We start from the raw sequence: 23907 nt of genomic DNA on the forward strand, positions 1-23907 counted from the left end.
GGCCGGGGCGTATAGATGACCGAGTTTCTGCAACGGACCAAACGCGCCGCCGATTCGATCGCGCGGCAAGACAAGGGCCTGCGATGGGTCGCGCTGGCCGTGGTCCTGATCGGTCTCGCTTTGTTCAACCACATCATCGGCTTTCCGATCGTCGGCGCCCACGCCCCGTTCTGGCGCGCGCCGCATAACGACATGGCCGCCATGCTGGCCGGCCAGGAGGCGGTGTTCCGCCATCCCTGGCGCTTTCCGCTGGTGGCCACCAACCGGCTTCTGTCGCCCGCCGATCTCTCGACCGTCTATACCGACAGCATCCCCTGGCTGACGATCGGTCTGAAGGCGACGGGCTTGTGGAAGGCCCTGAACGGCCTGGGCCTGTTCTTCATGATCACCTATGCGCTGCAGCCCCTGGCCATGCTGGCCCTGTTGCGCGCCTGCGGCGTGCGCCAAATCGTGCTGCAGGTCCTCGGCGCCTTGCTGGCCCTGCTGCTGCCGGCCTGGCTGATGCGCCACGGTCATGTGGCTCTGACCGGCCATTTCCTGATCATTCTGGCGCTTGCCGTCTCGGTCGAGAGCGCGCGCACGGGCCTGACCCTACGCAAAAGCCTGGCCTTCGCGGGCCTGGCCGTCCTGGCCATGGGGGTCCACGCCTATCACCTGCCGCCGATCGGCCTGTGCTTCGCCGCGGCCATGGCCTCGGAAATCGCCCAGCGCCGTCCGAAGGCGTGGGTGAACTCGGCCATCGCCTCGGCGATGGTGCTGGGCGGTATGGCCGTGGCCGCCGTCTTGCTGGGCTACGGCATCGGCCAGGGCGAAAGCGGCGGCAAGAGCCCGATCGGCTTCTACTCGATGAACATCCTGGCCCCGCTGATCCCGCAGGGGTCTTCGCTGTTCGGTCAGACGTTCCAGGGCGGCTGGTTCGCCCAGACCCTGGACCCCAATGGCGGCCAGTGGTTCGAGGGCTACAACTATCTGGGCGCGGGCGTTCTGCTGACCATCGTCGCCGGCGCCCTACTGTCGGTGCGCCACGGCTGGCTGCCGACCCCGGTCCGGGAATGGAGCCGCCGCTGGCTGCCGCTGACCCTGGCCATGGTCGTCCTGACCCTGTGGGCCATCGGTCCCAACCCCTACCTGGCCCAGCGCCTGCTGTTCACCGGGCCCAAGCTGGCCGGTGTGTTCGAATGGCTGAGCCTGTTCCGCGCCCACGGCCGTTTCTTCTGGAGCGTGGCCTATCTGCTGATCGCCGTGTCCATCGTCCAGATCGGTCGCTACGCCCGCCCAAACACCCTGCTGGCCATCGCGGTCGCAGCCCTGGCGCTGCAATGGGCCGACAGCCACGAGATGCGGGCCGGCGTGCGCCATACGTTCAGTGAATCCGCGCCCTCATTCCACCCGGTCGACCTCGAGAAGGCCCCGGTGCTGAAGAACCGCCCCTGGGTGTTCGCGCCGATCTTCTTCTGCGCCGCCGACAAGATCGACCAGATGGAGATCGCCCAGTTGACCCTGGTCGCGGTGCGCAACGGCGGCTCGTCCAACGGCGCCTCGACCGCGCGCGGCCAGGGCTCGTCCTGTACGACGCCCGAGGACGCTTTCGCCGTGGCTGGCCCGAATGATCCTCGCATCACGGTGGTGATGGAAGGCAGCGCCGGGGCGGACTATGCCCGCTTCACCCAGCGCGCCGACTGTCGTCGCTTCTTGCGCGGCCTGATCTGCGGACGCGGCGTCGAGACCATCCCGGGCCTGACCAAGATCGCCCCCTACGTGCCCAATGGCAGCCGCATCGTGGCCCAGGTCGATTTCGACAAGGGCGTCAACCCGCCCGAACTGGTCTCCGGATGGGCCTCGGCGGACCCGACCGGCATCTGGTCCAGCGACCCGGTCGCGACAATGACGGTCAAGGTCCCCAACGCGGCGGCCGGCGCTCCGTTGATCCTCGAACTGCACGCGCTCAGCTTCACCCTGCCGCCGGACGTGATGCAGACCGTCCACGTCTCGGTGGAAGGCCGCGAGCTGGCGACGTGGAACGTCGAGAAAGGTAACTGGCGCCCCTATCGCGCCAGCGTTCCCGCCGAGCTGATCAAGCCGGGCGAACCCCTGACCGTGCAGTTTACGGTCGGCAAACCCAAGCCGCGCACCGCTGACGACCCGCGCGCCCTGGGCCTCGGCGTCCAGAAGCTGGTGATCAGCCAGTAGGCGGCGCCAGGGCGCGGAGGCGCGCGGCGTTGACCGTCTCGACCGCCGCCTTCAGCACCTCGACGCCGGCGGCCTCGCCCTCGGCCGAGATCGAGAAGCGGTCGGCGGCGACCACGGCGTAGCGGCCGCTCTTCGAGGAGTTGTCCCACTGCTCGGTGACCATGCGGCCGCCGGCGGTGGTGATCGTCTCGTAGCCTGTGGCCGTGCGGCTAGTGGTCTGCGCGCCGACGGCGTCCGGCGAGGCGTCGACCACGCCGATCGCCCCCAGGTCGGTGACCTCCAGCACGAAGACCGCGGTCCCCTTTACGTAACGGGCGCTGGCCCTGACCATGCCGGGCTCGGGCCCCGTCTCGGTCTTTAGACCGGCGCGCGCGTGGCCGCCCACGCTGGCCGGCAGCAGGCTGGCCAGGCTGGCGGGCGCCAGCGGTCGAGTCCCCTCGCGCGCGGCCTTCTCGGCGCGTTCGGACTCTTTCTGGAGCTGTTTCAGGTCGACCTGGCGACCGTCGACCTCGACCGGCGCCGACGCCTGGCGCTCGCCCTGGCGACCACACGCCGTCGTCAGCACCGCGAGGGCGATGGCCGCGCTCCAACGCCCTACCGTGTTTCTCGCCATGACCTGCGCCTCACCCTGCCGCGTCCACAGACAAACGCCGTTCACGAACCTTGGCTGCGTCCGGCTTTGGCGCAGCCGCTCGCCAGCCTGTAGTCTGCATCCATTCGAGAATCAGGAGACCCCATGGCCCGCGACGGCGCTGTCTACGCCTGCCAGTCCTGCGGCGCGGTCCAGACCAAGTGGTCCGGCCAGTGCCCCGCCTGTCAAAGCTGGAACACGCTGGTCGAGGAGGTCGGGGCCAAGCCGCCGGGCGCCCTGTCGGCGACCAAGGCGACGCGCGTGCGCGGCCTGCAGTTCACCGGCCTGGAAAGCGAGACCGCCCCGCCTCCCCGCCTGATGACCGGCGTCGACGAGTTCGACCGGGTCTGCGGCGGCGGCGTCGTGCCCGGCTCGGCCATTTTGATCGGCGGCGACCCTGGTGTCGGCAAGTCCACCCTGCTGTTGCAAGTCTGCGCCAGCGCCGCGCTGCGCGGGATCTCGTGCGCCTACATCTCGGGCGAGGAGGCCGTTGAGCAGATCCGGGGCCGCGCCGAGCGCATGGGACTTTCGAAAGCCAATGTCAGCCTGGCCGCCGAGACCGCGCTGCGCGACATCCTGGACGGCCTGAAGCGCGACAGCTTCGACCTGGTGGTCATCGATTCCATCCAGACGATGTGGAGCGACGCCCACGAGGCGGGGCCCGGCACCGTCACCCAGGTTCGCGCCTGCGCCTCCGAGCTGGTCCGCCTGGCCAAGAAGAAGGGCGTGGCGATCCTGCTGGTCGGTCACGTCACCAAGGACGGCCAGATCGCCGGCCCGCGCGTGGTCGAGCATCTGGTGGACGCCGTGCTGAGCTTCGAGGGCGAGCGCGGCTATCCGTTCCGCATCCTACGCGGGGCCAAGAACCGTTTCGGGGCCACCGACGAGATCGGCGTCTTCGAGATGGGCGACGTCGGCCTGCGCGAGGTCAAGAACCCCTCGGCCCTGTTCCTCAACGAGGGCGGCGAGCGGGCGGCCGGCGCGGCGGTGTTCGCCGGCATCGAGGGGTCGCGGCCCGTCCTGGTGGAGTTCCAGGCCCTGGTCGCGCCCTCCGCGTATGGAACGCCGCGCCGCGCGGTCGTCGGATGGGATTCCGGACGGCTCGCCATGGTGCTGGCCGTGCTCGAAGCCCGATGCGGCCTTGGTTTTGGCGACAAGGACGTCTATCTGAACGTCGCCGGCGGCCTTCGCATCACGGAACCGGCGGCGGATCTCGCGGCGGCGGCGGCCCTAGCCTCCTCCGCCCTGGACGTCGCCCTGCCCCAGGACTGCGTCGTGTTCGGCGAGGTCAGCCTGTCGGGCGAAGTACGGCCCGTCAGCCGGATGGAGACGCGTTTGAAGGAAGCCGCGAAACTGGGATTTGGCCGGGCGCTCGGACCGCTCGCCGGCCTCCCTGAAGGCGGCGGAGCCCTGCCCGTGGCGGGCGTGGCGCGCCTGACCGACGCCGTCCGCCGGATCAGCGACGAGATCTGGAGCAATCTGACGTGACGCCGTTCGACATCATCGCCGGCCTGTTGTTGCTGGTGTCCGGCGTCACCGGCTGGGTGCGCGGCGCCTCGCGCGAGCTGACCTCGGCCCTGTCGTTCATTTTCGCCGCCGCCATCGCCCTGTTCGGCCTGCGGATCAGCGGACCTATTTTCCGCGGCCTCATGGATCCCGATTGGGCCGCCACGGCCGCGGCCGTGCTGGTGGTGTTCGTCGTCTTTTTCCTGATCTTCCGCCTGATCGGCGGCCGTCTAACCGCCAGTCTGCACGAGACCTCGGCCGGTGGGCTGGACCGCCTGGTCGGCGCCACGTTCGGCCTGGTCCGCGCCTGCGTGATTCTAGGCGTCTTCAACCTGCTGCTGCATCTGGCGACGCCGCCGGACCGCATGCCGCACTGGGTCGCGGACTCGATGTTCTACCCGGTGTCGGAGGTCAGCGGCAAAGTGCTGAAGGTCTTCGCGCCCAAGGGCAAGGCGCTGGCCGGCAAGCTGGCGCCCGCGATCAAGGACGCCGTCCACGAGGGTGGCGACAATCCGTCCGGCGAGAAATCGTCGGATAAAGGCTATGATGATGACCAGCGTCGCAAGCTCGACGAGCTGGTGGAGAAATCGCGATGACCTTCCTGGGCCAGTCGACCGACCGCTTCTCGTCCGCACCCTGGCGTGATCCGGAAGATGACACCCTTCGCCTGGAGTGCGGCGTGTTCGGCGTGTTCGGCACGCGCGACGCCGCCGCCATCGCGGCCCTGGGCCTGCACGCCCTGCAGCATCGCGGCCAGGAAGCCTGCGGCATCGCCGCCTTCGACGGCAACCGCTTCCACACCGAACGCCACATGGGCCATGTCGGCGACGCCTTCACCGGCGCCGACCTGGTGCAGCGACTGCCGGGAAGCATGGCCATCGGCCACACTCGCTATTCCACGGCCGGCGGTAGCGGCATCCGCAACGTCCAGCCGATGTTCGCTGATCTCGAGACCGGCGGCGTGGCCATCGCCCACAACGGCAACCTGACCAACTTCCTGACCCTGCGCGAGCGCCTGGTTCAGGAAGGCGCGATCTTCCAGTCGACCTCGGACAGCGAGGTGATCCTTCACCTGATCGCCCGCTCGCGGAAGGCCAAGATTGTCGACCGCTTCATCGACGCGGTCGGCCAGATCGAGGGCGGTTACGCCCTGGTGGCGATCACCAACAAGAAGATGATCGGCCTGCGTGATCCGCTGGGCATCCGCCCGCTGGTGCTGGGCGACCTGGACGGCAAGGCGATCCTGGCCTCGGAAACCTGCGCGCTGGACATGATCGGCGCCCGTTTCGTGCGCGACATCGAGCACGGCGAGATGGTCGTGATCGAGGAAACCGGCATCACCTCGACCAAGCCGTTCCAGACCCAAGCCGCGCGCCCCTGCGTGTTCGAATACGTCTATTTTGCTCGTCCCGACAGCGTCGTGAACGGCCGGTCGGTCTATGGCGTGCGCAAGCGCATGGGCCGCAATCTCGCCAAGGAAACGGGCGTCGAGGCGGATGTCATCGTGCCGGTGCCCGACAGCGGCGTGCCGGCGGCCTTGGGCTTCGCCCAGGAGAGCGGCATCCCGTTCGAGATGGGCATCATCCGCAACCACTATGTGGGCCGCACCTTCATCCAGCCCACCCAGGGCGTCCGCGAACTGGGCGTGCGCATGAAGCACAGCCCCAACCGCGCCATCCTGGCCGGCAAGCGCGTGGTGCTGATCGACGACTCGATCGTGCGCGGCACCACCTCGCTAAAGATCGTCCGCATGGTCCGCGAGGCCGGCGCCAAGGAGGTCCACCTCCGCTCGGCCAGCCCGCCGATCAAGTGGCCCGACTTCTACGGCATCGACATGCCCGAGCGCGAGCAGCTGCTGGCGGCCAACAAGTCGCTGGAAGAGATGGCCAAGTTCCTGGAGGTGGACAGCCTGGGCTTCCTGTCGGTCGAGGGCCTGTACGACGCCCTGGAGGCGGGGCCCCGCGACCCGGCCGCCCCGCAGTTCACCGACCACTACTTCACCGGCGACTATCCGACCCGCCTAACGGACCGCGAGATCGCCGAGGGTCGTAACGAAACCAACGACAAGCAGCTTTCGTTGCTGGTCAGCGCCTAAGCTTTTCGACTATTCACAAAATCCGCTCATCCCCGCGAAAGCGGGGACCCAAGCGGCGGCGGCCTTGATTTCCAGACGCTGAACGTCCCCCATAGCTTCCCGCTTTCGCGGGAATGAGCGGTGATATGTCGGCTTCCAGCGTCCTGGCCAAACTCAAGATCGAGCCCTACGTCGTCGCCCTGTTCGGCATGGTCGTGCTGGCCTCGTTCCTGCCCGTGCGCGGCGGGGCGGCGCACGGCCTGAGCCTCGTCGTCAAGCTGGCCATCGCCCTGCTGTTCTTCCTGCACGGCGCCAAGCTGTCGCGCGAGGCCGTGGTCGCCGGGATCACCCATTGGCGGCTGCACCTGCTGATCCTGGCCTTCACCTTCGTGATGTTCCCGATCCTGGGCCTGATCGCCAGCAAGGCCGGAATCCTGCCTTCGACCCTGGCGGCGGGCATGCTGTTCCTGTGCTGCCTGCCCTCGACCGTGCAGTCGTCGATCGCCTTCACCTCGATCGCCCGGGGCAATGTCGCCGCCGCCGTCTGCGCGGCCAGCGCCTCGAACCTGTTCGGGATCTTCATCACCCCGGTGCTGGTAGGCCTTCTGATGCACACCCAGGGCGGCGCGGCGGGCGGCTGGAGCTCGGTGCGGGACATCGTCATCCAGCTGCTGCTGCCGTTCATCGTCGGCCAGCTGGCCCGCCCGCTGGTCGCCAGGTGGGTGGAGAAACACAAGGCGCTGGTCGGCTATGTCGATCGAGGCTCGATCCTGCTGGTGGTCTACGCCGCGTTCAGCGAGGCCGTGGTGGGCGGCATCTGGCATAGGGTCTCGGTGGCCGAGATGGTCGTGTTGCTGGCCGCCTGCTGCGCGCTGCTGGCCATCGTGCTGGCCGTCACCACCTACGTCCCGCGCGCGCTCGGCTTCGCCAAGGAAGACGAGATCACCATCATGTTCTGCGGCTCCAAGAAGAGCTTGGCCACCGGCGTACCAATGGCCAACATCCTGTTCCCGGGTCCGACCGCGGGGATCATCGTCCTGCCGCTGATGATCTTCCACCAGATCCAGCTGATGGCCTGCTCGATCATCGCCCAGCACTACGCCAAGCGGGCGCGGGAAGCTTAAGGGTTTCAGGCGGTTCAGTTTCGCCCGTCGATGTTCTAGAACCCGCGCCATGACTTCCGACTCCCAAACGCCGCTGGCCGGCCGCATCGCCCTCGTCACCGGCGCCACGCGCGGCATCGGCGAAGCGGTCGCCCTGGGCCTGGCCAAGGCCGGGGCCCACGTGATCGCCACGGGCCGCACCCAGGGCGCCCTCGAAGCCTTGGACGACGCCATCCTGCAGGCCACCGGCGAGCGCGCCACCCTGGTCCCGCTGGACCTGCGCGAAGCCGACGGCCTGGACCACCTGGGCGCGGCGATCCACCAGCGCTGGGGCAAGCTGGACATCCTGGTCGGCGCGGCGGCGGTGCTGGGCCCCCTCACCCCGGTCAGCCATCTGGAGCCCAAGGGCTGGGACATGATCCTGTCCACCAACCTGACGGCCAACTGGCGGCTGGTCCGAGCCATGGATCCGCTGCTGCGCGCCTCCGACGCGGGCCGAGCCCTGTTCTTCACCAGCAGCGTGGCCAAGACCCGCCCAGCCTTCTGGGGCGCCTATGCGGCGACCAAGGCGGCGCTGGAGGCCATGGTCGACGTCTATGCCGACGAGATGGAGAACACCGCCGTCCGCGCCGTCTGCGTCGATCCCGGCGCGATGCGCACGCGGATGCGGTCCGGCGCTTTCCCAGGCGAGGATCCCAAGACCGTGGCCGCGCCGGAGACGATCGTTCCCTTCATCGTCGACCTGCTCCGTCCGGATCGCGAGCCGCCCAAAGGCGTCGTGCGCTTCAAGGATCGCGGCCAAGAATCACCCAGCGTCGACGCCTAGGAATTGGCCAAGCCTTCTGCTTGGAATTGTTACGAAAATAGCCGCCTGGGTTGTTTCGAGGTCGAAAATGCCACCCTGGCGCAGGGTTGAAGGAACACTGTTTTGCGACGAGGGGACCATTTAGTCTCCCATTAACCATTTCCGCCCGAGAGCTTTCCCTGCGGCGACGATGCCGATCCTGGGGGATAATCTGATGGCGCTGTTCTCTCTGGGCCGAGACGCCGGTGAAAACGCGGCGCGTGTCGCCGATCTCGAAGGGATCGTCGCGGCCATCCAGCGCTCCCAGGCCGTCATCGAGTTCAATCTCGACGGCTCGATCATCACCGCCAACGACAATTTCCTGAAGACGCTGGGCTACAGCCTCTCCGAAATCCAGGGCCGCAGCCACAGCCTGTTCGTGGACAGCGCCTATGCCGCCAGCGGCGAATATCGCGAGTTCTGGCGTCGCCTGAACGCGGGCGAGTTCTTCGCCGACAAGTTCCAGCGCGTGGGCAAGGGCGGCCGGGAGGTCTGGATCCAGGCTTCCTACAACCCGGTGTTCGACAAGCACGGCAAGCCGGTCAAGGTCATCAAGTTCGCCGCCGACATCACCGCGACCGAGATCGAGCGGGCGCACGCCGAGGCCGAGCGGGAAGAAGTCGCGCGGGAGCAGGACCACGTGGTCTCCGTGCTGGCCGACAATCTGGGCCGAATGGCGAGCGGCGACCTGACCGCGCGCATCGAAGACCATTTCCACGGCCGCTACGGGCAGCTGAAGACCGACTTCAACGCGGCCATCGACAGCCTGAAGGACGCCATGGGCGCGATCGCCGAGGCGGCCGACGGCATGGAGAGCGGGGCCAACGAGATCGCCAGCGCTTCGGACGATCTGTCCAAGCGCACCGAGCAGCAGGCCGCCAGCCTAGAAGAGACCGCCGCCGCGCTGGACGAGATCACCGCCACTGTCCGTCGCAGCGCCGATGGGGCCAAGCAAGCCTCGGCGGTTGCCTCGGCCGCCAGCGCCGACGCCGACCGCTCGGGCGAGGTCGTGCAGCAGGCCATCACCGCCATGGGCGAGATCGAGAAGTCTTCCTCGCAGATCGGCAACATCATCGGCGTGATCGACGAGATCGCGTTCCAGACCAACCTGCTGGCCCTGAACGCCGGCGTCGAAGCGGCCCGCGCCGGCGAGGCCGGTCGCGGCTTCGCGGTCGTCGCCCAGGAAGTCCGCGCCCTGGCCCAACGCTCGGCCGACGCGGCCAAGGAGATCAAAACCCTGATCGCCAACTCGACCGCCCAGGTCGAGCGCGGCGTCAAGCTGGTGGGCGACACCGGAACGGCCCTGTCCGGCATCGTCGGCAAGGTCGGCGAGATCGACGGCCTGATCCGCGAGATCGCCGAGTCCTCGCAGGAACAGGCCACCGGGCTCAACGGCGTCAACGCCGCCGTCAACCAGATGGACCAGGTCACTCAGCAGAACGCCGCCATGGTCGAACAGGCCAACACCTCGTCCGCCTCGCTGCGCGGCGAGGCCCAGGACCTGGCGCGCCTGGTGTCGCGCTTCCAGACCGGCGGGGTGGCCCGTCAACGGCCGCAATCGGCCCCGGCCCAGCGCCACGCGCCGGCCCGCAATCCGGTCGCCGAGCAACGCGCGCGAATCCAGAGCTTTGCCCGGCCGGGTTCGGCCGCGACCGCCGCCGCGCCGGCCGAGTGGGAAGAGTTCTAGTGGTCCTGGGCTCTGACCTGCCGTAGCAGCAGGTTCGCCGTGGCCGTCGCCGAGCCGTCACCGGTCAGGGCGGCGGCCACGATGGCGCCATCCCGCACCGAATAGGCCACGACCGCGCTCGCCCCCGGCGTCCCGCCCAGATGGCCTAGCCACAGGGTCTTGGAGCCGTCCGATTCCGGAACCTCCACGGCCATGGCGCCCAGGCCATAGAAGCCGCCGCCGTCGAACATCGGATAGAGCCGACCAAAGGCCGTCGTGACCGTCTCCTGCTTCAGCAGCTTGCCGCCTAGCAGCGCCGCCCAGACCCGCGCCATGTCGCCCGCCGAGCCCACGGCTGGTCCCGCCGGACCGGCCCAGGCGGGCTCGATCGGGGCTTCCTTGGCCGAGACCAGCTTGGCGACGTCCTCGGCCTTGTCGCCATCCGCCAGCACGCGCAAGTTCATGAGGCCCAGCGGCTTGATGATCCTGGCGTCGATCGCCTCTTGCCAGGAACGGCCATCGACCACCTCGATGACCTTGCCCAGCAGGGCATAGCCGGTGTTGGAATAGCGCCAGCGCTCGCCGGGGCAGGAAAACGCGCCGTGGCGGGCGATGATCTTCAGGTCCTCGTCCAGCGTATGGGCGCGGTGTTCCGCCCTCGCCTTCAGGTCCTCGTTGGCGCTGAACAGGCCGCCGGTGTGGGCGAGCAGGTCGCGGATCGTCACGACATCGCCATTCGGCACGCCAGCCACGTACTTGCCGACGGGGTCTTCCAGCTTCAGCTTGCCGGCTTCGACCAGCTGCAGGACGACCACGGCGGTCAGGGTCTTGCCGGCGCTGGCCCAGAACAGCATCGGCGGCTGGTCGCCGCTGTCGGTCCGCTCCCAGCCCCCCTTGCCGGGGACCAGGACGGCGGCCGTCAAGGCTGGCGCCCGGGTGGCGGTCCTGGCCTGGGCGAAAGCGGCTTCGAGCCGCGTCACCGTCGCCGGATCGAGCGCGGCCTTGGGGATCCCCTGGATCAGCGGCGGAACGACCGGCGGATGCAGCGGCGCGCCGACATAGGCCACCGCGCTCTTGCAGACGACGGGCTTGTAGTCGTCCGCCGCAGCTACGGCGGGTAGGACCAGCAGCGCCAGCCCCACGATCCAATCTCGCCCCATCGTCGCCTCCCGCGCTCAAGCTTCACTAGCTGGAACGCGCGAGGCGAAGATAAGGCGATCAGCGCTTGGGTTTGCCCGGCCCGGTGTTGCCGCGGACCGTGCGGGCTCCGGAGGTCGGACGCTTGGGCCCGGCCGCCTTGCCGCCGGCCGACTTGGCGCCGACCTTGTAGCTGGGCGTGGTCGAGACCTTCTTCTGGACCTTGGGGCCCAGCTTCTTGACCGACTTGACGGCGCCCTTGCCGGGCTCGGCCGCGCTCTCGACCGCCGGAGCGGCTTTAGGAGCGGCCTTGGCGGCGGCCGGCGCCTTCTTCTTGACCGGCTGCTTCACCGTCGGATCCGGCAGGCCGGCTTCGGCCGCGGCCTTGGCGGCGGCTTCGTCGGCCAGGCGCTTGGACTTCTTGACCGTGTTGCGCGAGGCGCGGATGCGCTCTTCCTCGCGCTCGCGGCGTTCGAACTCGCGCTTGCCCCGGCCGCTGTGGCCCTTGGCCTCGCCGTCGGCATAGGGGTTGGCGCCCGACTTGATGGTGATGCGCAGCGGCACCCCCGGCAGGTCGAAGCTCTCGCGCAGGCTGTTGATCAGATAGCGCCGATAATGGTCGGGCATCTGGTCGGCGCGGCTGGAGAACAGCACGAAGGTCGGCGGGCGGGCCTTGGTCTGGGCCATGTACTTGGGCTTCACGCGGCGACCGCTGACGGCGGGCGGCGGATGGCGCTGCATGGCCATCTGCAGCCAGTCGTTCAGGTCGCGAGTCTTGACCTTGGTCGACCAGTCCTTGTGGATCTTCAGCACGGCCGGCATCAGCTTGTTGACGCCGCTGCCGGTCTCGCCCGACAGGGCCACCACCGGCGCGCCGCGCACCTGGGGCAGCATGCGCTCGGCGTGCTCGCGGAAGGCGGCCAGGGTCGCGGCCTGGTCCTCGATCAGATCCCACTTGGCCAGCACGAACACCAGGGCGCGGCCTTCCCGCTCGGTCAGGTCGGCGATCTGCAGGTCCTGGATCTCGAACGGGTGGGTGGCGTCCATCACCAGCACCACGACCTCGGCGAAGGTGATGGCGCGGATGGTGTCCTGGGTGGAGAGCTTCTCCAGCTTCTCCTGCACCTTGGCCTTCTTGCGCAGGCCGGCGGTGTCGACCAGGCGGACCTTCTTGTCGCCCCAGACCCAGTCGACCGAGATGGAGTCGCGGGTGATGCCGGCCTCGGGGCCGGTCAGCAGGCGCTGTTCGCCGATCAGGCGGTTGATGAGGGTGGACTTGCCCGCATTCGGGCGTCCGACGATGGCCAGCCGGATCGGCTTGTCCTCGTCATCCTCGTCATCGGAATACTGGTCCTCGGGCACGGCTTCCAGCATGGCGGCGTAGAGCTCGGCCATGCCCTCGCCGTGCTCGCCCGAGATCGGGATCGGCTCGCCCAGACCCAGCTTGTAGGCCTCGCCGATGCCCGACTGGCCGGCTTTGCCCTCGGCCTTGTTGGCGGCGATGATCACCGGCTTGCCGCGACGGCGCAGCAGGGCCGCGAACACCTCGTCCAGCGGCGTGACGCCTTCGCGGGCGTCGTAGATGAACAGCGAGAGGTCGGCCTCCTCGATCGCCAGCTCGGTCTGGGCGCGCATCCGCGCCTCCAGGCTCTCGTCGGCGACGTCCTCGAAGCCGGCGGTGTCAATCAGCTGCAGGTCCAGGTCGCCGAGGCGGCCGTCGGCGTAGCGGCGGTCGCGAGTGACGCCCGGCTGGTCGTCGACGATGGCCAGCTTCTTGCCGGCCAGACGGTTGAACAGCGTGGACTTGCCCACATTCGGGCGGCCAACGATGGCGAGTTTCAAAGGCATAGGCGTCCAGTAGTCGATTTTGGCCCATCTCGCAAAAGCGAACGCCCGGGCCAGCTTTCGCGGACCCGGGCTCGAGAGCGTTTCAAGTTGTGTTTCGGGCCTCGAAAGGCCCGGTGGATCAGCGGATGGCGACCAGTTCGGCGTCGTCCGTGACCAGATAGATCATGTTGCCGACGGCGATCGGGTTCAACAGAACCGGCGCGCCGATCTTCAGGGTCTTTTCCTTGGCGCCGGTCTTGGCGTTCAGGGCCACGGCCTCGCCGTCGCTAGACACCGTGATCAGGCGGCCATTGGCCAGGATCGGGGTCGACCATAGGCGCGGATGCTTGGCGCGCTTCTTCTTCTGCTTCTTGGTGAGCTTGGCGCTGTCGTTCAGGTCCTGCAGCCAATAGACCGAGCCGTTCTCGCGCGAGACGCAGATCACCTGACCGGCCTTGTCGACCACGTAGACGACGTCGCCGGCGGCCCAGGGCGTGGTGATCGCGGTCACCGGCAGGCTCCAGCGAGCCTGGCCCGTGCGCAGGTCGGTGGCGGCGAAGACGCCCGAGTGGCTGACGGCGAACACGTCGCCCTTGTAGATCACCGGGCGGCCCGGAATGTCGCGGATCTCGGACAGGGCGTTGGTGCGGCTGGCGCGGCTGAGCGCCTCGCTCCACAGGTCGTTGCCGTTGGTGGCGCGCAGAGCGACCAGTTCGCCCGAGGCGAAGCCCGAGACGACGGTGTCGCCGCTGACGGCCGGGGTCGAGGCGGCCAGAATGCGGGCCGGCTCGCTGAGGGCTTGATAAGTCCAGCCCGGCGTGCCGCTGTCGGCGGCGTAGGTCAGTAGCTCGTTGTCGGTCGACACGACGAACACCCGGCCGTCGACGACCGTCGGGGCGCCGTGGATCGGAGTCGATGTCGGCTGGGTCCAGCCCAGGTTGCCGGTCACGGCGTCGATCTGGGCCACGAAACGGAAGCCCGAGGCGACATAGAGCTTGTTGTCCGGACCCAGGGCCACGCCGCCGCCGAAGCCGAGACGGTCATTCTTCTTGGGGATCAGGCCCAGGAAGCCGCCTTTCTTGGTCGGGCCGGCGGCCGGACGCAGGTCCTTGCGCCAGATCGTCGAGCCGGTCTTGGCGTCCATCGCCACAACGTCGGCCTCGCCGTCCATCACATAGATGCGGTCGCCCGACGACACCGGCGGGGCGGTGACGTGGAACTTGCGGCCGCCCTTCTTGCCGAAGCCGTGCTTCCAGGCGATCTGGAAGTCCTTGCCGGCGTCGACGTGCTCGATCGACTGCTCGGCGTTGCCGCCCGGCAGGCGCCAGTCGGCCTGAACCACCGGATCGGGCAGGAAGAAGTCGGCGCCCTTCAGCGATTCCGACGCCTCGACCTTCTGATCGAAGGCGATGATCGAGATCCGCTGACCTTGGGTGGCCGTGGACTTGTTTTTGTCCTTGCCGCCGAACGGATTGAGCTTGGAAACGGTCGAACAGCCGCTGACGGCCACGGACGCGGACATCAGCGCGACCAGGGCGACGGAACGCTTGGAGATCATCAGGCGGCTCATTGTGCGGCGGTGGGGGCGGCGCCCGGGGCGACGCCGGGCGGCAGTTGACTCAGCGGCGGCGTCGGCAGGCTGGCGGCGGCCTTCACGGCGGCGGCCAGCTCCTTGGCGGTCCCCGAGTCGATCAGTTGCATGGCCGCCTGGGCGCGCTGGCGCACCTCTTCGGACGTGCTGGTGTCGAGCGAGTTGGCCAGGATCACGAAGTCGGCCCGGGCGCCGGCCAGATCACCGGCCTGCAGCTTGGCGAAAGCCAGCGCTTCCTTGGCGTACACGCGGTACGGACTCTTTTCCCCCGCCAAAGGCGTCAACCTCGACTCGATGTCCTTGTACGAGGCGGTGTCCATCAGGGCGAAGGCGGATTTGAGGCGCGCCAGGTCGCCCAGCAGCGGGCTCGGCGCGGCCTTGGCGGCCTCGTCGAAATAGGCGACCGCTTCCTTGGTCTTGTTCTCTTCCAGGCGGATGTCGCCCATCTGCAGCAGGGCCAAGGCCTTGTAGCCCTTGGCGCCGCCGTCGGCGATGGCCTTGAACTGGCCGAAGGCCTTGGCCGGGCTCTGCTTCTGCGCGGTCTCCAGCGCGGCCTGGTAGCCTTCCGAAGCCTTGTCGGCCTGGTTGGTCTGGTAGGAATTCCAGCCCCAGTAGCCGCCGACGCCGATCACCACGACCGCGGCCACGGCCGCGACCCAGGGCAGCGACTTCACCGCCAGGCTGCGATAGCGCTCCGATCGAAGCTGCTCTTCGACTTCGTCAAAAACATCGACCACGAAACGAGGCTCCGAAACGGGCGCTGCAGGCCCTTGGACGTCGCGCCCGAACTTGGCCGACGCCGCTGGTTGGCGACAGATTGTGGCTAGCGGAGGGCCGCTCGCCGAGGCGGCGAACCTATAGCGTGCCGCGCCGCGTCGCAACGCGCCCTTTTAAGCCTTCTTGGCGTAATAGGTCTCGGCCTCGCCCGGAAAGCTGCGATCTTTCACGTCACGCGCGTATTCGGCCGCGGCGCGTTCGATCTCGCCCTTCAGGTCGGCGTAGCGGCGGACGAACTTCGGGGTCCAGTCGAACAGGCCCAGCATGTCGTCGGTGACCAGCACCTGACCGTCGCAGCCGGCCGAGGCGCCGATGCCGATGGTCGGGACCGGCACGGCTTGCGTGATCTCGCGCGCCAGGCTCTCGGCCACTCCCTCGACGACGATGGCGAAGGCGCCGGCCTCGGCGGTCAGGCGAGCCTCCTCCAGCACCTTGGCCCGGCCGGCCTCGTCCTTGCCCTTGGCCTTGAAGCCGCCTTCCAGCAGCACGGCCTGGGGCCGCAGGCCGACATGGCCCATCACCGGGACGCCGCGCCGAGTCAGATAGGCGATGGTCTCGGCCACGGTCGGGCCGCTCTCGACCTTCACGGCCTGGGCGCCCGTCTCCTTCATGATCCGCACGGCGTTGGCGTAGGCTTCCTCGTGCGAGGCCTCATACGAGCCGAACGGCATGTCGACGACAACCATCGCCTTCCTGGAGCCACGGATGACCGCCTGGCCGTGCAGGATCATCATCTCCAGGGTGACGCCGACGGTATTGGGCAGGCCGTGGACGACCATGCCGACCGAATCCCCGACCAATAACAGATCGCAGGCGTCGTCCAGCGCGGCGGCGACGGGCGCGGTATAGGCCGTTAGACAGACGATTGGCACGCCGCCCTTGCGGGCGGTGATGTCGGGGGCGGCCAGACGGCGAACCGTCTCTTCACGATGGGCGGACAGGGCGAACCCTCCCTAAGCGACGCGCTCGTGCGTGGCAGCCGAAAGTGGAAACCGGTTTCGGCGTCCGCCACGCACAAACAAGAGAAAAGGACTCATCGCTTCGATCGAAGCGATGAGTCCGAGGCGTCGTATGTGGGCCGGATCGCGCCGCACCGCAACATGAACAGCGATAAGCCGCCCCGCTGGACTCCTAGAACTCCTCGACCGCTCGCGTCACGAAGAACGCGATCGCCACCACCGCCAGACCGGCCGCCAGCCAGACCGCCTCGGCGCTGGCCGGGGTGGTCAGCACCGAATTGAGCTTGGCCACGCCGGCGTTGATCTCGGTCTCGAAGCTGTGACTGCTGGTCTTCGACAGCTGAGAGACCTCGCTGGAAAAGCGGGTGGACAGGATCTGGAATGCGGCGATCACACCGGCCGCCACGCCGGCCGCGCCGATGAACATCCGCCGCATCGCCCAGCCGCGGTCCAGCTTGGCCGCCACCTCGGCGTTGAACAGCGCCGCGTCCGGAAACGACGGCGCCTCGGCGAACATACGGCTCAGCTGGGCTTCGAAATCGGGTTCAGCCATGAGCTTCCCTCCTCGCGCCTTCCTCGGGTCGGGCCAGTTTTGCCCGGAGTTTATCCAAACCACGTTTGACATGGGATTTGACCGTGCCGATCGGGATGTTCAAGGCCTCCGCCGCCTCGGCATGAGACCAATCGGCCCCGTAGCAGAGGGAAACGCACAGACGTTCCCCCCGTGACAGGGTCTTGAGCGCCTCGTCGAGATCGATGCGGCCCGCGGCGTCCCCCGACGCGTCGCGCACCATCACCTCTTCGACGGGCTCCACGGTGTCCGAGAAGATCAGCCGCGCATCGCGCTTGACCTTCTTCAGATAGAGCCGAGCGGCGATCTTCTTGATCCAGGCGCCGAAGGTCCCCTCGCCCCGATATTCGGCCGCCTGTTCGAAACCGGTCATGAAGGCGTCCTGGGCTAGGTCGTCGGCGGTGGCCGAGTCGGCGCCCAGGCGCCGCAAGAGACCCCGGACGGCCGAGCCGTGCCTGCGCACCAGCTCCCCGTAGGCCCGTCGGTCGCCCGCCGCCGCGGAAGCGGCGAGCTCGACATCGTGGCCAGTTGGCGGGCGTTCCATGCCCATTGGATTCAAGCCCCTCCCAAGGCTCGGGTTCTAGACCCGCTCTTCCTTGTTCGGATTGAAGAAGCTCAGGACGATGAAGGCCACGCCGATCACCGCCGGGATGCAGGCGATGCCGATGCCGTCGAAATCGCCGTCCCCATGGATGAAGTCCCCGAAGTAGGTGGCCAGGCCGATGCCGATGCCGATCGCCAGCCAGATGACGCCGGTGCGCAGGTCGCGTAGGCGGGTCGGCGGCGTCTTCACGGCGCGGGTCATGGCCTCGATCACCTCGGGCGGCACCGGCTGGCCCTTCTCGATGGCGACGCGCAGCGTGGCCTGCATTTCGCGGCGCTCGCGGCTCTTGAAGTAGAAGGGCAGACAAACGATGGCGACGATCATCATGCAACCGGCGACAGGAACGATGATTTCCGGACCCATTTTCAATCCTCCAGTTTAGGTGGACGACGCCCCCGCGCCGCCTTCACTAGTAAGAGGCGTTCACGGTCCTGTTTGGAGGCGCCCGCCGGGATGAAACTTTCGTAAGGCGGCCGAAGGCCTCAACCGATCGACAGACCCAGGCGGCGCCAGACGGTCGGGCCGCCGGCCGCCACCACCGCGCCGATCACGGCGAAGACCGCGGCGATCGGCGCCAGGCCCGGCGCGATCGTCGAGACGGCCAGGTTCAGCACCGGCGCGCAGGCCCACAGGACCAGGGCGACGACCACCGCCCCGGCGGCGGTGGCCGTCAGACGGTCCAGGAACGCGCGGCGCTCGATCCGCTGCATGACCTCGGCGGTGAAAATGTCAGCGCGGCTTTGCTTGGGCGTCTCGCCCAGGAAGGCCGAGAGTTGATCGTCCAGGTTCATGAGGCGCCTCCTAGGACGGCCAGCAGCCGTTCGCGACCACGGGTAACATGCGATTTGACGGTGCCCAAAGGAAGTCCAAGCGCGTCGGAAACCTCGGCGTGCGACCAGCCCTGCCCCAGGCAGAGCGTGACGCAGGCCCGCTGGTCCTCGGGCAGGGTCCCCAGGGCCTTTTCGAGCGCCATGCGATCCTCGGCCCCGACCTCGGCGGCGGCCTCCAGCTCCTGCTCCCCTCGCCAAGCCTCGTCCCGGGCCGCGGCGCGCTGGGCGCCGCGTCGCTGGGACAGGGCCTTCTTCCAGGCCACGCCGTAGAGCCAGGCCCGGAAACCCTCATCCTCGCGCAGCTTGGGCAGGCCCGCCCAGGCGGCCACGAAGGCCTCCTGGGCGATGTCGTCGGCGTCGATCCAGCCGCTCTTGCGCAAGAACCCGCGCAGGGGCTTTTCGTGGATCGCCACCAGCCGCGCGAAGGCGGCCTGGGAGCCCGCGCGCGCCTGTCGGACGAGCGCGGCTTCCATCAGATGGTCGGCCCGTTACGGTCGAGCAGCACCTGCACCAAGGTCGCCGCGCATAGGGCGGCCATCACGAAGGCCACGATCGTGAAAGCCTGGCCCGCGCCGTAGATGTCGGTCGCCGCGGCGAAGGCGAAGCCGGCGCCCAGCATCCCGAACAGCACGACCTGATACCAGGTCCGCTCGCGACGGCGGCGATAGCGCGGACGCTCGTCCCGGTCGTCGTCGTCGCCGTGCCAGCGCTTGTTCAGCTTGGCCAGCAGCTCGGGCGGCGGTTCGCGGCCGGCGGCCGCGTAGGTCTTGATCAGGTCCAGCGTCTCGCGATTGGCGCGGTACGACAGCCAGCTCTGCCAGGCCCCGAACACGAACCAGCTGAGCGGGAAGATCAGCCACCAGAACTGACGGAAAATGTCCTCGGACATCGGATCCTCCTAACGGGCGTCGAGTTGAGCGACGAGGGCTTCTGGCGCCTCGTGGCCGGCCTTGGCCAGGTCGCGGAGGGTCTCCACCACTTCGCGGCGGGCGCGATAGTCCAGCCATGCGCGGAAGGCGCCCAGCAGCATGAAGCCCATGGGGAACATCAGCCACCAGAAGTCACGGAAAAGGTCGGTCATCGGTTAGCCCCTTCGATCACGAGCACGATCATTCGTGCTTTCGAAGGTTAGTCGCCGCCGACCGCCGGGCTGGATGCAGCGACGTACGAAATAATTTCAGACATCGAACTGAACGACACGGTGGGCTGGTGCTCGGCCAGGATCGAGGGCTTGGCGTAGCCCCAGCCGACGGCCCCGCAGTCCAGGCCCACCGCGCGAGCGGCCTCGATGTCGCGGGTTTCGTCGCCGATGCAGATGACCTTGTCGCGGGACACGCCGCGAGCGGTGACCTGCTTGAACTTGCGGGCCTTGCCAAACAGCGACGCGCCACAAGCATAGAGGCTGACCAGATCTTCGAGATCCGGTCCCAGCACGCGGCGGATTACCGCCTCGCTGTTCGAGCTGACCACCGCGATCTTCACGCCCGCCTGGTGCAGCGCCTTCAGCATCCGCGCGGTCTCAGGGAAAAGCGGGATGGTGTGGGCGTCGGCGGCCATCAGCTTCTTGCCGGCGCGCGCGATCAGCGGGAGCTTCCAGGGCGAGACGCCCAGATAGCGGATGACCTCGCGCGTGCTGCGGCCGCGCAGCATCTCGATCTCCTCGTCGGTGACGGTCTTGAAGCCGTATCGGCGCGCCATCGGATTGACGGCGCGCATCATCCACGCCGCGCTGTCGGCCAGCGTGCCGTCGAAGTCGAATATGACCAGTTCGTACCGCGAGACGCCGTTCTCCCCCACGCGCCTATAGCCCCTCATGAGTCCGCCGCCGGCGGATGTTCCGTCTAGTGATAGACCGATCCCCCGAAGGTTGTCGTCTTAAACTTCGCTAACGGGGCGACCAAGAGCGTGGATAAACCGGGACTTAGCGCAAGATCGCTTCGTAGAGATCAGGCTTGAAGCCGACCAGACGGCGGTCGCCGAGATCCAGAATCGGACGCTTGATCATCGAGGGCTGGGCCAGCATCAGGGCGATGGCCTTCTCGGCATTCAGGTCCTGCTTGTCGGCCTCGTCCAACTTGCGGAAGGTCATGCCGGCGCGGTTCAGCACCACCTCCCAGCCCAGCTCCTTCACCCAGGCCTCGAGACGCGGGCGATCGACTCCCGCCGTCTTGTAGTCGTGGAAGGCGTAGGCCTGGCCGCGATCCTCCAGCCATCTCCGCGCCTTGGCGACCGTGTCGCAGTTTTTGATGCCGTACATCGTCGGGGTCATGGCGGGGCTCCTTCAGCGGCGGCGAATCCTCGCCGCGCCATGGACCCTGCCCTAGCCGAGCGCCCGGCCCGCGCCAACCGGCTCAGCCGGTCTTGTTGGCCTTGTTGAGCTGACGCAGGGCGTCCTTGCCATTCCAGCGCGCCGTGGGGTCCGCGGACACGGCCAGTCGCGCGGCCAGTTCCAGGGCGGCAGCCCTCAGCGCCGGACTCTTGCGCGTCCCGATCGCCCGCAGGGCCCAGTTGACGCCCTTCTTGACGAAGTTGCGCGGATCCGTGGCGGCCGCCTCGATCAACGGCAGGCGCTCCACGAACGGCGCGTCCGGCAGCTCCTTGCGATGCAAGGCGACGCAGGCCAGCAGAACAAAGCCCGCGCGCTTGTCGAACTCGCCTTCCAACCTCACCCATTCGTCGATCTTGCCGAGGGCATGGGGCGTGCGGTCGAACAGGTCGAAGCAGAGCGTGTCGGTGACCGCCCAGTTGTCGAAGTCGGCGCGCCAGGCGTCCATCTGTTCGGGCGTGACCCGCTTCGGATCATCGATCATGCCCGCCAACAGACGCGCCTCGTACCAGCCGGTTTCCCACAGGGCTTGGGCCAAGGCGTGGTCACGACCCAGCCGTTTTGCCAGGACGCGCAGCTTTCCCACGGCGACGCCGAACGCCTTTGGGGCGTCGATCGCGTAACGCGCCATGCCGGCGCGGTATGTCCGGTCGCCGAGCGCCTCCAGTTCCAGAAGAACCTCGGACGCCGTGGCCATCAAGCCAGGTCCCAGCCCTTCAGCACGATGTGCTGGGTCTGGCCGAGCTTGCTCTGCACCAGCACGAAGCGGTTTACCGTCCAGCGGATCGGGACGATGTCTTGGGCCGGGACCACCTGGCCATCGTAGAGCAGCGTGATGTGCGGCAGGAACTGCTTGTCCGGCTTCAGGCCCGCCTTGGCCATCCGCAGGCCCAGGGCCTGCTGGAAGCCGACCAGAGCCTGCACACCCTCCCCGCCTTGCAAGGTGAAGGGGTTGTTGCCGGGCCGATTGGCGAAACTGACCGCCTTGTCGAACACGACCTCGAACGGCGCGGCCGTCAGGGCTTGGCCAGCGTCCTCGCCCTTGCGGACCAGGTCGCGCGGAAGGCCGACATAGTCTCCCAGGTGCTGCAGGGTGATGTGGAAGCGGTCGGTCAGCAGCGGCTGACCACGAAGCCTCAGCGCATCCCTCAGGCACCGCGCCTCGCAAGCGATCGTCTCGGCCGTCGCGGGGTCCGGATAGATCAGGAACATCAGCCGGTCGGTCGGCGTCGGCGGGTCGAAGCCCGGCAGGCCCATCTGCAACGTCTCGGCCATCCAGCCCCCTCCTTGGTCGACGGTCAGCAGTAAGCCGCTTCGGGCGTCCGGTCCAACCGCTGCATTACATTTCGTTTACGTGCGTAATCGTTGGCTTGACGCGATCGTTTACGTGCGTAATCGTTGAAGCATGGATACGCCCCCCCAACGCATCAGCGCCGCCGAGAGCGAAGTCATGAAGGTCCTGTGGGCCGACAGCCCCAAGGCCGCCGAGGACATCCTGGCGATCCTGGCCAAGGACCAGGGATGGGCCGAGGGCACGGTGAAGACCCTGCTCAACCGCCTGCTGAAGAAGAACGCCATCGCCGCCGACAAGGACGGGCGCCGCTTCCTCTACCGCCCGCTGATCGGCCGCGAGGACTATGTCGACTCCGAGAGCCAGGGCCTGCTGGACCGCCTGTTCGACGGCCGTCTGGCGCCCTTGGTCAGCCACTTCTCCAAGCGCGAGAAGCTGAACCCCGAGGACGTCGCGGAACTCCGCCGCCTGCTGGAGAAGATCGACGATGACCAGTGACCTGATCCTGTTCCTGCTGAAGGCCAATCTCGCCCTGGCGGCGGCGGTTCTGCTGATCCTGGTCCTGCGCAAGCCGGTTCGCGCCGCGTTCGGGGCCCGCAGCGCCTATGCGCTGTGGCTGATCGCGCCGCTGTCGATCCTGGCCCTGCTGATTCCGGCGCGGACGATCACCCAGCCTGTCCCGAGCCTGGCCAAGCCGGCGGCGATCGTCGCCCAGACAGCGCCGGCCGCGCCCACGCGTCTGCTCAAGCCCGCGCCGCGTCCGCTGCGCTCGCTGCCCGTCGGCGAGAGCCTGCTGGGCCTGTGGGTCGCCGTCGCCCTCGGCGGCCTCGTCGTCCAGGCCGAGCGCCAGCGACGGTTCGTCCGCGCCTTGGGCCGGCTCAGCGCCACCGGTGAAGCCGGTCTCCTCCAATCGGAGCGTCCTGGTGTCGGACCCGCCGTGATCGGCGCCCTGGCCCCGCGCGTGGTGCTGCCCGCCGACTTCGCCGACCGTTTCACCGCCGAGGAGCAGACCCTGATCCTGGCCCACGAACGCAACCACCTGGCCGTCGGCGACGCCCAGATCAACGCCGCCGTCACGGCCATGCAATGCCTGTTCTGGTTCAACCCGCTGATCCATGTCGGTGCGGCCACCCTACGCATCGACCAGGAGATCGCCTGCGACGCCGCGGTTCTCGCCCGTCACCCCAAGACCCGCCGCGCCTATGGCGAAGCCATGCTGAAGACCCAGCTGGCCGCCTGCGCCCCGCCGCTGGGCTGCCATTGGCCAGCCTCGGCCAACCACCAACTGAAGGAGCGCTTCACCATGCTCGCCCGTCACCATGCCAATCGTAACCGTCACCTGGCCGGCGCGGCCGCCGTCGCGGTGCTCAGCCTCTCGGCCGGCGTCGCCGCGTGGGCCGCCCAGCCCGCCCAGGTGGTCGAGCGTAGCCCCGAAGAGGCCCAGCGCGCCGTCGCCCGTCATCTGGGCCAACCGCTGTTCGACGCTGTCCGCGCCCACGACGTGGCGGCCGTGCGCGAGTTGATCGCCCTGGGCGCCAACGCCAACGCCGTGCTTCCCGGTGACGGCTCCCCGCTGATCGAGGCGGCCCGTCATGGCCAGCTCGATACCGTTCAGTTGCTGCTGGCGGCTGGCGCCGACCCGAACCTGGCCGTGCGAGGCGATGGCGCCCCGCTGATCCAGGCCTCGCTGTCCGGCAATATCCAGATCGTCCGCCTGCTGGTCGAACGCGGCGCCAATGTCGAGGTCTTCGTCCCCGGCGACGAGACGCCGCTGATCAACGCCGCCCAGGCCGGCAATCTCGATATCGTCACCTATCTGGTCGAGCGCGGCGCCGACGTGAACCGCGCGGTCCCGGCCAACCCGGGCCAGATCCGCTCGCCGATGAGCGAAGCCCGCCGCAACGGCCACGCGGACGTCGTGGCCTATCTGAAGAGCCGGGGCGCGCGCGGCTAAGGCCGCGCTCCGAAACCTCCTTTAAA

The 23907-nt window shown here is 68.2% G+C and carries 26 protein-coding genes; 9 read left to right on the top strand and 17 right to left on the bottom strand.

The features are described from left to right. Positions 1-15 precede the first annotated feature (15 nt). Positions 16-2190, top strand: coding sequence for a DUF6311 domain-containing protein (locus tag ABIC66_RS11580; protein ID WP_354070429.1), 2175 nt, complete (start codon positions 16-18; stop codon positions 2188-2190). On the opposite strand, the gene ABIC66_RS11585 is transcribed toward ABIC66_RS11580, so the two are convergent. Beyond that, complete coding sequence (locus ABIC66_RS11585; protein ID WP_354070430.1) at positions 2180-2803, bottom strand: hypothetical protein; 624 nt, start codon at positions 2801-2803, stop codon at positions 2180-2182. The genes ABIC66_RS11580 and ABIC66_RS11585 overlap by 11 nt on opposite strands. A 123-nt stretch (positions 2804-2926) precedes the next feature. Here ABIC66_RS11585 and radA point away from each other — a divergent pair, with 123 nt between their 5' ends. The 6 genes from radA to ABIC66_RS11615 all read left to right on the top strand — a co-directional run bounded on the left by radA (position 2927) and on the right by ABIC66_RS11615 (position 10035). After that, on the top strand, positions 2927-4309 hold the full coding sequence (gene radA, locus ABIC66_RS11590; protein ID WP_354070431.1) for a DNA repair protein RadA: 1383 nt from the start codon (positions 2927-2929) through the stop codon (positions 4307-4309). Beyond that, on the top strand, positions 4306-4923 hold the full coding sequence (locus ABIC66_RS11595) for a CvpA family protein (protein WP_354070432.1): 618 nt from the start codon (positions 4306-4308) through the stop codon (positions 4921-4923). Before radA ends, ABIC66_RS11595 begins: the two co-directional genes overlap by 4 nt. Beyond that, entirely contained in the window at positions 4920-6422 is a 1503-nt protein-coding gene (gene purF, locus ABIC66_RS11600) for an amidophosphoribosyltransferase (RefSeq protein WP_354070433.1), read from the top strand. The genes ABIC66_RS11595 and purF overlap by 4 nt, the downstream gene beginning before the upstream one ends. A 125-nt stretch (positions 6423-6547) precedes the next feature. Next, positions 6548-7525 (top strand): bile acid:sodium symporter family protein, encoded by a 978-nt coding sequence (locus tag ABIC66_RS11605; RefSeq protein ID WP_502910342.1) that lies wholly within the window; start codon positions 6548-6550, stop codon positions 7523-7525. A gap of 49 nt (positions 7526-7574) precedes the next feature. Then, positions 7575-8330 carry an SDR family NAD(P)-dependent oxidoreductase gene (locus tag ABIC66_RS11610; RefSeq protein WP_354070435.1) on the top strand — a complete coding sequence of 252 codons (756 nt, stop codon included), beginning with the start codon at positions 7575-7577 and terminating at the stop codon, positions 8328-8330. A gap of 193 nt (positions 8331-8523) precedes the next feature. Beyond that, entirely contained in the window at positions 8524-10035 is a 1512-nt protein-coding gene (locus ABIC66_RS11615; RefSeq protein WP_354070436.1) for a methyl-accepting chemotaxis protein, read from the top strand. Here ABIC66_RS11615 and ABIC66_RS11620 read toward each other — a convergent pair. The 16 genes from ABIC66_RS11620 to ABIC66_RS11695 form a co-directional block, all read right to left on the bottom strand. Beyond that, a complete protein-coding gene (locus tag ABIC66_RS11620; protein WP_354070437.1) occupies positions 10032-11174 on the bottom strand; it encodes a serine hydrolase domain-containing protein in 1143 nt (380 codons plus the stop codon). The two genes, ABIC66_RS11615 and ABIC66_RS11620, sit on opposite strands and share 4 nt — an antisense overlap. A gap of 58 nt (positions 11175-11232) precedes the next feature. Next, positions 11233-12999: a ribosome biogenesis GTPase Der gene (gene der / locus ABIC66_RS11625; RefSeq protein ID WP_354070438.1), complete on the bottom strand. Its 1767-nt coding sequence runs from the start codon at positions 12997-12999 to the stop codon at positions 11233-11235. A gap of 118 nt (positions 13000-13117) precedes the next feature. Next, positions 13118-14548 carry a PQQ-like beta-propeller repeat protein gene (locus ABIC66_RS11630; protein ID WP_354070439.1) on the bottom strand — a complete coding sequence of 477 codons (1431 nt, stop codon included), beginning with the start codon at positions 14546-14548 and terminating at the stop codon, positions 13118-13120. After that, on the bottom strand, positions 14545-15306 hold the full coding sequence (locus ABIC66_RS11635; RefSeq protein ID WP_354070440.1) for a tetratricopeptide repeat protein: 762 nt from the start codon (positions 15304-15306) through the stop codon (positions 14545-14547). Before ABIC66_RS11635 ends, ABIC66_RS11630 begins: the two co-directional genes overlap by 4 nt. A 153-nt stretch (positions 15307-15459) precedes the next feature. Next, positions 15460-16287, bottom strand: a complete 828-nt coding sequence (gene panB / locus ABIC66_RS11640; RefSeq protein WP_354070840.1) for a 3-methyl-2-oxobutanoate hydroxymethyltransferase — start codon at positions 16285-16287, stop codon at positions 15460-15462. A 190-nt stretch (positions 16288-16477) separates the two neighbouring features. Continuing rightward, positions 16478-16858 (bottom strand): hypothetical protein, encoded by a 381-nt coding sequence (locus tag ABIC66_RS11645; RefSeq protein WP_354070441.1) that lies wholly within the window; start codon positions 16856-16858, stop codon positions 16478-16480. Continuing rightward, positions 16851-17435 carry an RNA polymerase sigma factor gene (locus ABIC66_RS11650; protein ID WP_354070442.1) on the bottom strand — a complete coding sequence of 195 codons (585 nt, stop codon included), beginning with the start codon at positions 17433-17435 and terminating at the stop codon, positions 16851-16853. Before ABIC66_RS11650 ends, ABIC66_RS11645 begins: the two co-directional genes overlap by 8 nt. A gap of 21 nt (positions 17436-17456) precedes the next feature. After that, the gene (locus tag ABIC66_RS11655; protein WP_354070443.1) at positions 17457-17849 is read right to left on the bottom strand and encodes a DUF6249 domain-containing protein; all 393 of its coding nucleotides are present in this window, start codon (positions 17847-17849) and stop codon (positions 17457-17459) included. A gap of 113 nt (positions 17850-17962) precedes the next feature. Next, the gene (locus ABIC66_RS11660; protein ID WP_354070444.1) at positions 17963-18271 is read right to left on the bottom strand and encodes a hypothetical protein; all 309 of its coding nucleotides are present in this window, start codon (positions 18269-18271) and stop codon (positions 17963-17965) included. Further along, positions 18268-18783, bottom strand: a complete 516-nt coding sequence (locus ABIC66_RS11665) for an RNA polymerase sigma factor (protein WP_354070445.1) — start codon at positions 18781-18783, stop codon at positions 18268-18270. Before ABIC66_RS11665 ends, ABIC66_RS11660 begins: the two co-directional genes overlap by 4 nt. After that, positions 18783-19199 (bottom strand): hypothetical protein, encoded by a 417-nt coding sequence (locus ABIC66_RS11670; RefSeq protein ID WP_354070446.1) that lies wholly within the window; start codon positions 19197-19199, stop codon positions 18783-18785. Before ABIC66_RS11670 ends, ABIC66_RS11665 begins: the two co-directional genes overlap by 1 nt. A 9-nt stretch (positions 19200-19208) precedes the next feature. After that, entirely contained in the window at positions 19209-19391 is a 183-nt protein-coding gene (locus tag ABIC66_RS11675) for a hypothetical protein (RefSeq protein ID WP_354070447.1), read from the bottom strand. A 47-nt stretch (positions 19392-19438) separates the two neighbouring features. Continuing rightward, positions 19439-20125, bottom strand: coding sequence for an HAD family hydrolase (locus ABIC66_RS11680; protein WP_354070448.1), 687 nt, complete (start codon positions 20123-20125; stop codon positions 19439-19441). A 106-nt stretch (positions 20126-20231) separates the two neighbouring features. Beyond that, entirely contained in the window at positions 20232-20579 is a 348-nt protein-coding gene (locus tag ABIC66_RS11685; protein ID WP_354070449.1) for an ArsC family reductase, read from the bottom strand. An 82-nt stretch (positions 20580-20661) separates the two neighbouring features. Next, complete coding sequence (locus tag ABIC66_RS11690) at positions 20662-21333, bottom strand: DNA alkylation repair protein (RefSeq protein ID WP_354070450.1); 672 nt, start codon at positions 21331-21333, stop codon at positions 20662-20664. Beyond that, positions 21333-21911, bottom strand: a complete 579-nt coding sequence (locus tag ABIC66_RS11695) for a 2'-5' RNA ligase family protein (RefSeq protein WP_354070451.1) — start codon at positions 21909-21911, stop codon at positions 21333-21335. The genes ABIC66_RS11690 and ABIC66_RS11695 overlap by 1 nt, the downstream gene beginning before the upstream one ends. 130 nt (positions 21912-22041) lie before the next feature. Here ABIC66_RS11695 and ABIC66_RS11700 point away from each other — a divergent pair, with 130 nt between their 5' ends. Next, positions 22042-22425 (top strand): BlaI/MecI/CopY family transcriptional regulator, encoded by a 384-nt coding sequence (locus tag ABIC66_RS11700; RefSeq protein WP_354070452.1) that lies wholly within the window; start codon positions 22042-22044, stop codon positions 22423-22425. Beyond that, on the top strand, positions 22415-23881 hold the full coding sequence (locus ABIC66_RS11705) for a M56 family metallopeptidase (RefSeq protein WP_354070453.1): 1467 nt from the start codon (positions 22415-22417) through the stop codon (positions 23879-23881). The genes ABIC66_RS11700 and ABIC66_RS11705 overlap by 11 nt, the downstream gene beginning before the upstream one ends. The last annotated feature ends 26 nt before the right edge of the window (positions 23882-23907 follow it).

The organism is Caulobacter sp. 1776 (assembly GCF_040545685.1).
Classification (GTDB): Bacteria; Pseudomonadota; Alphaproteobacteria; order Caulobacterales; family Caulobacteraceae; genus Caulobacter.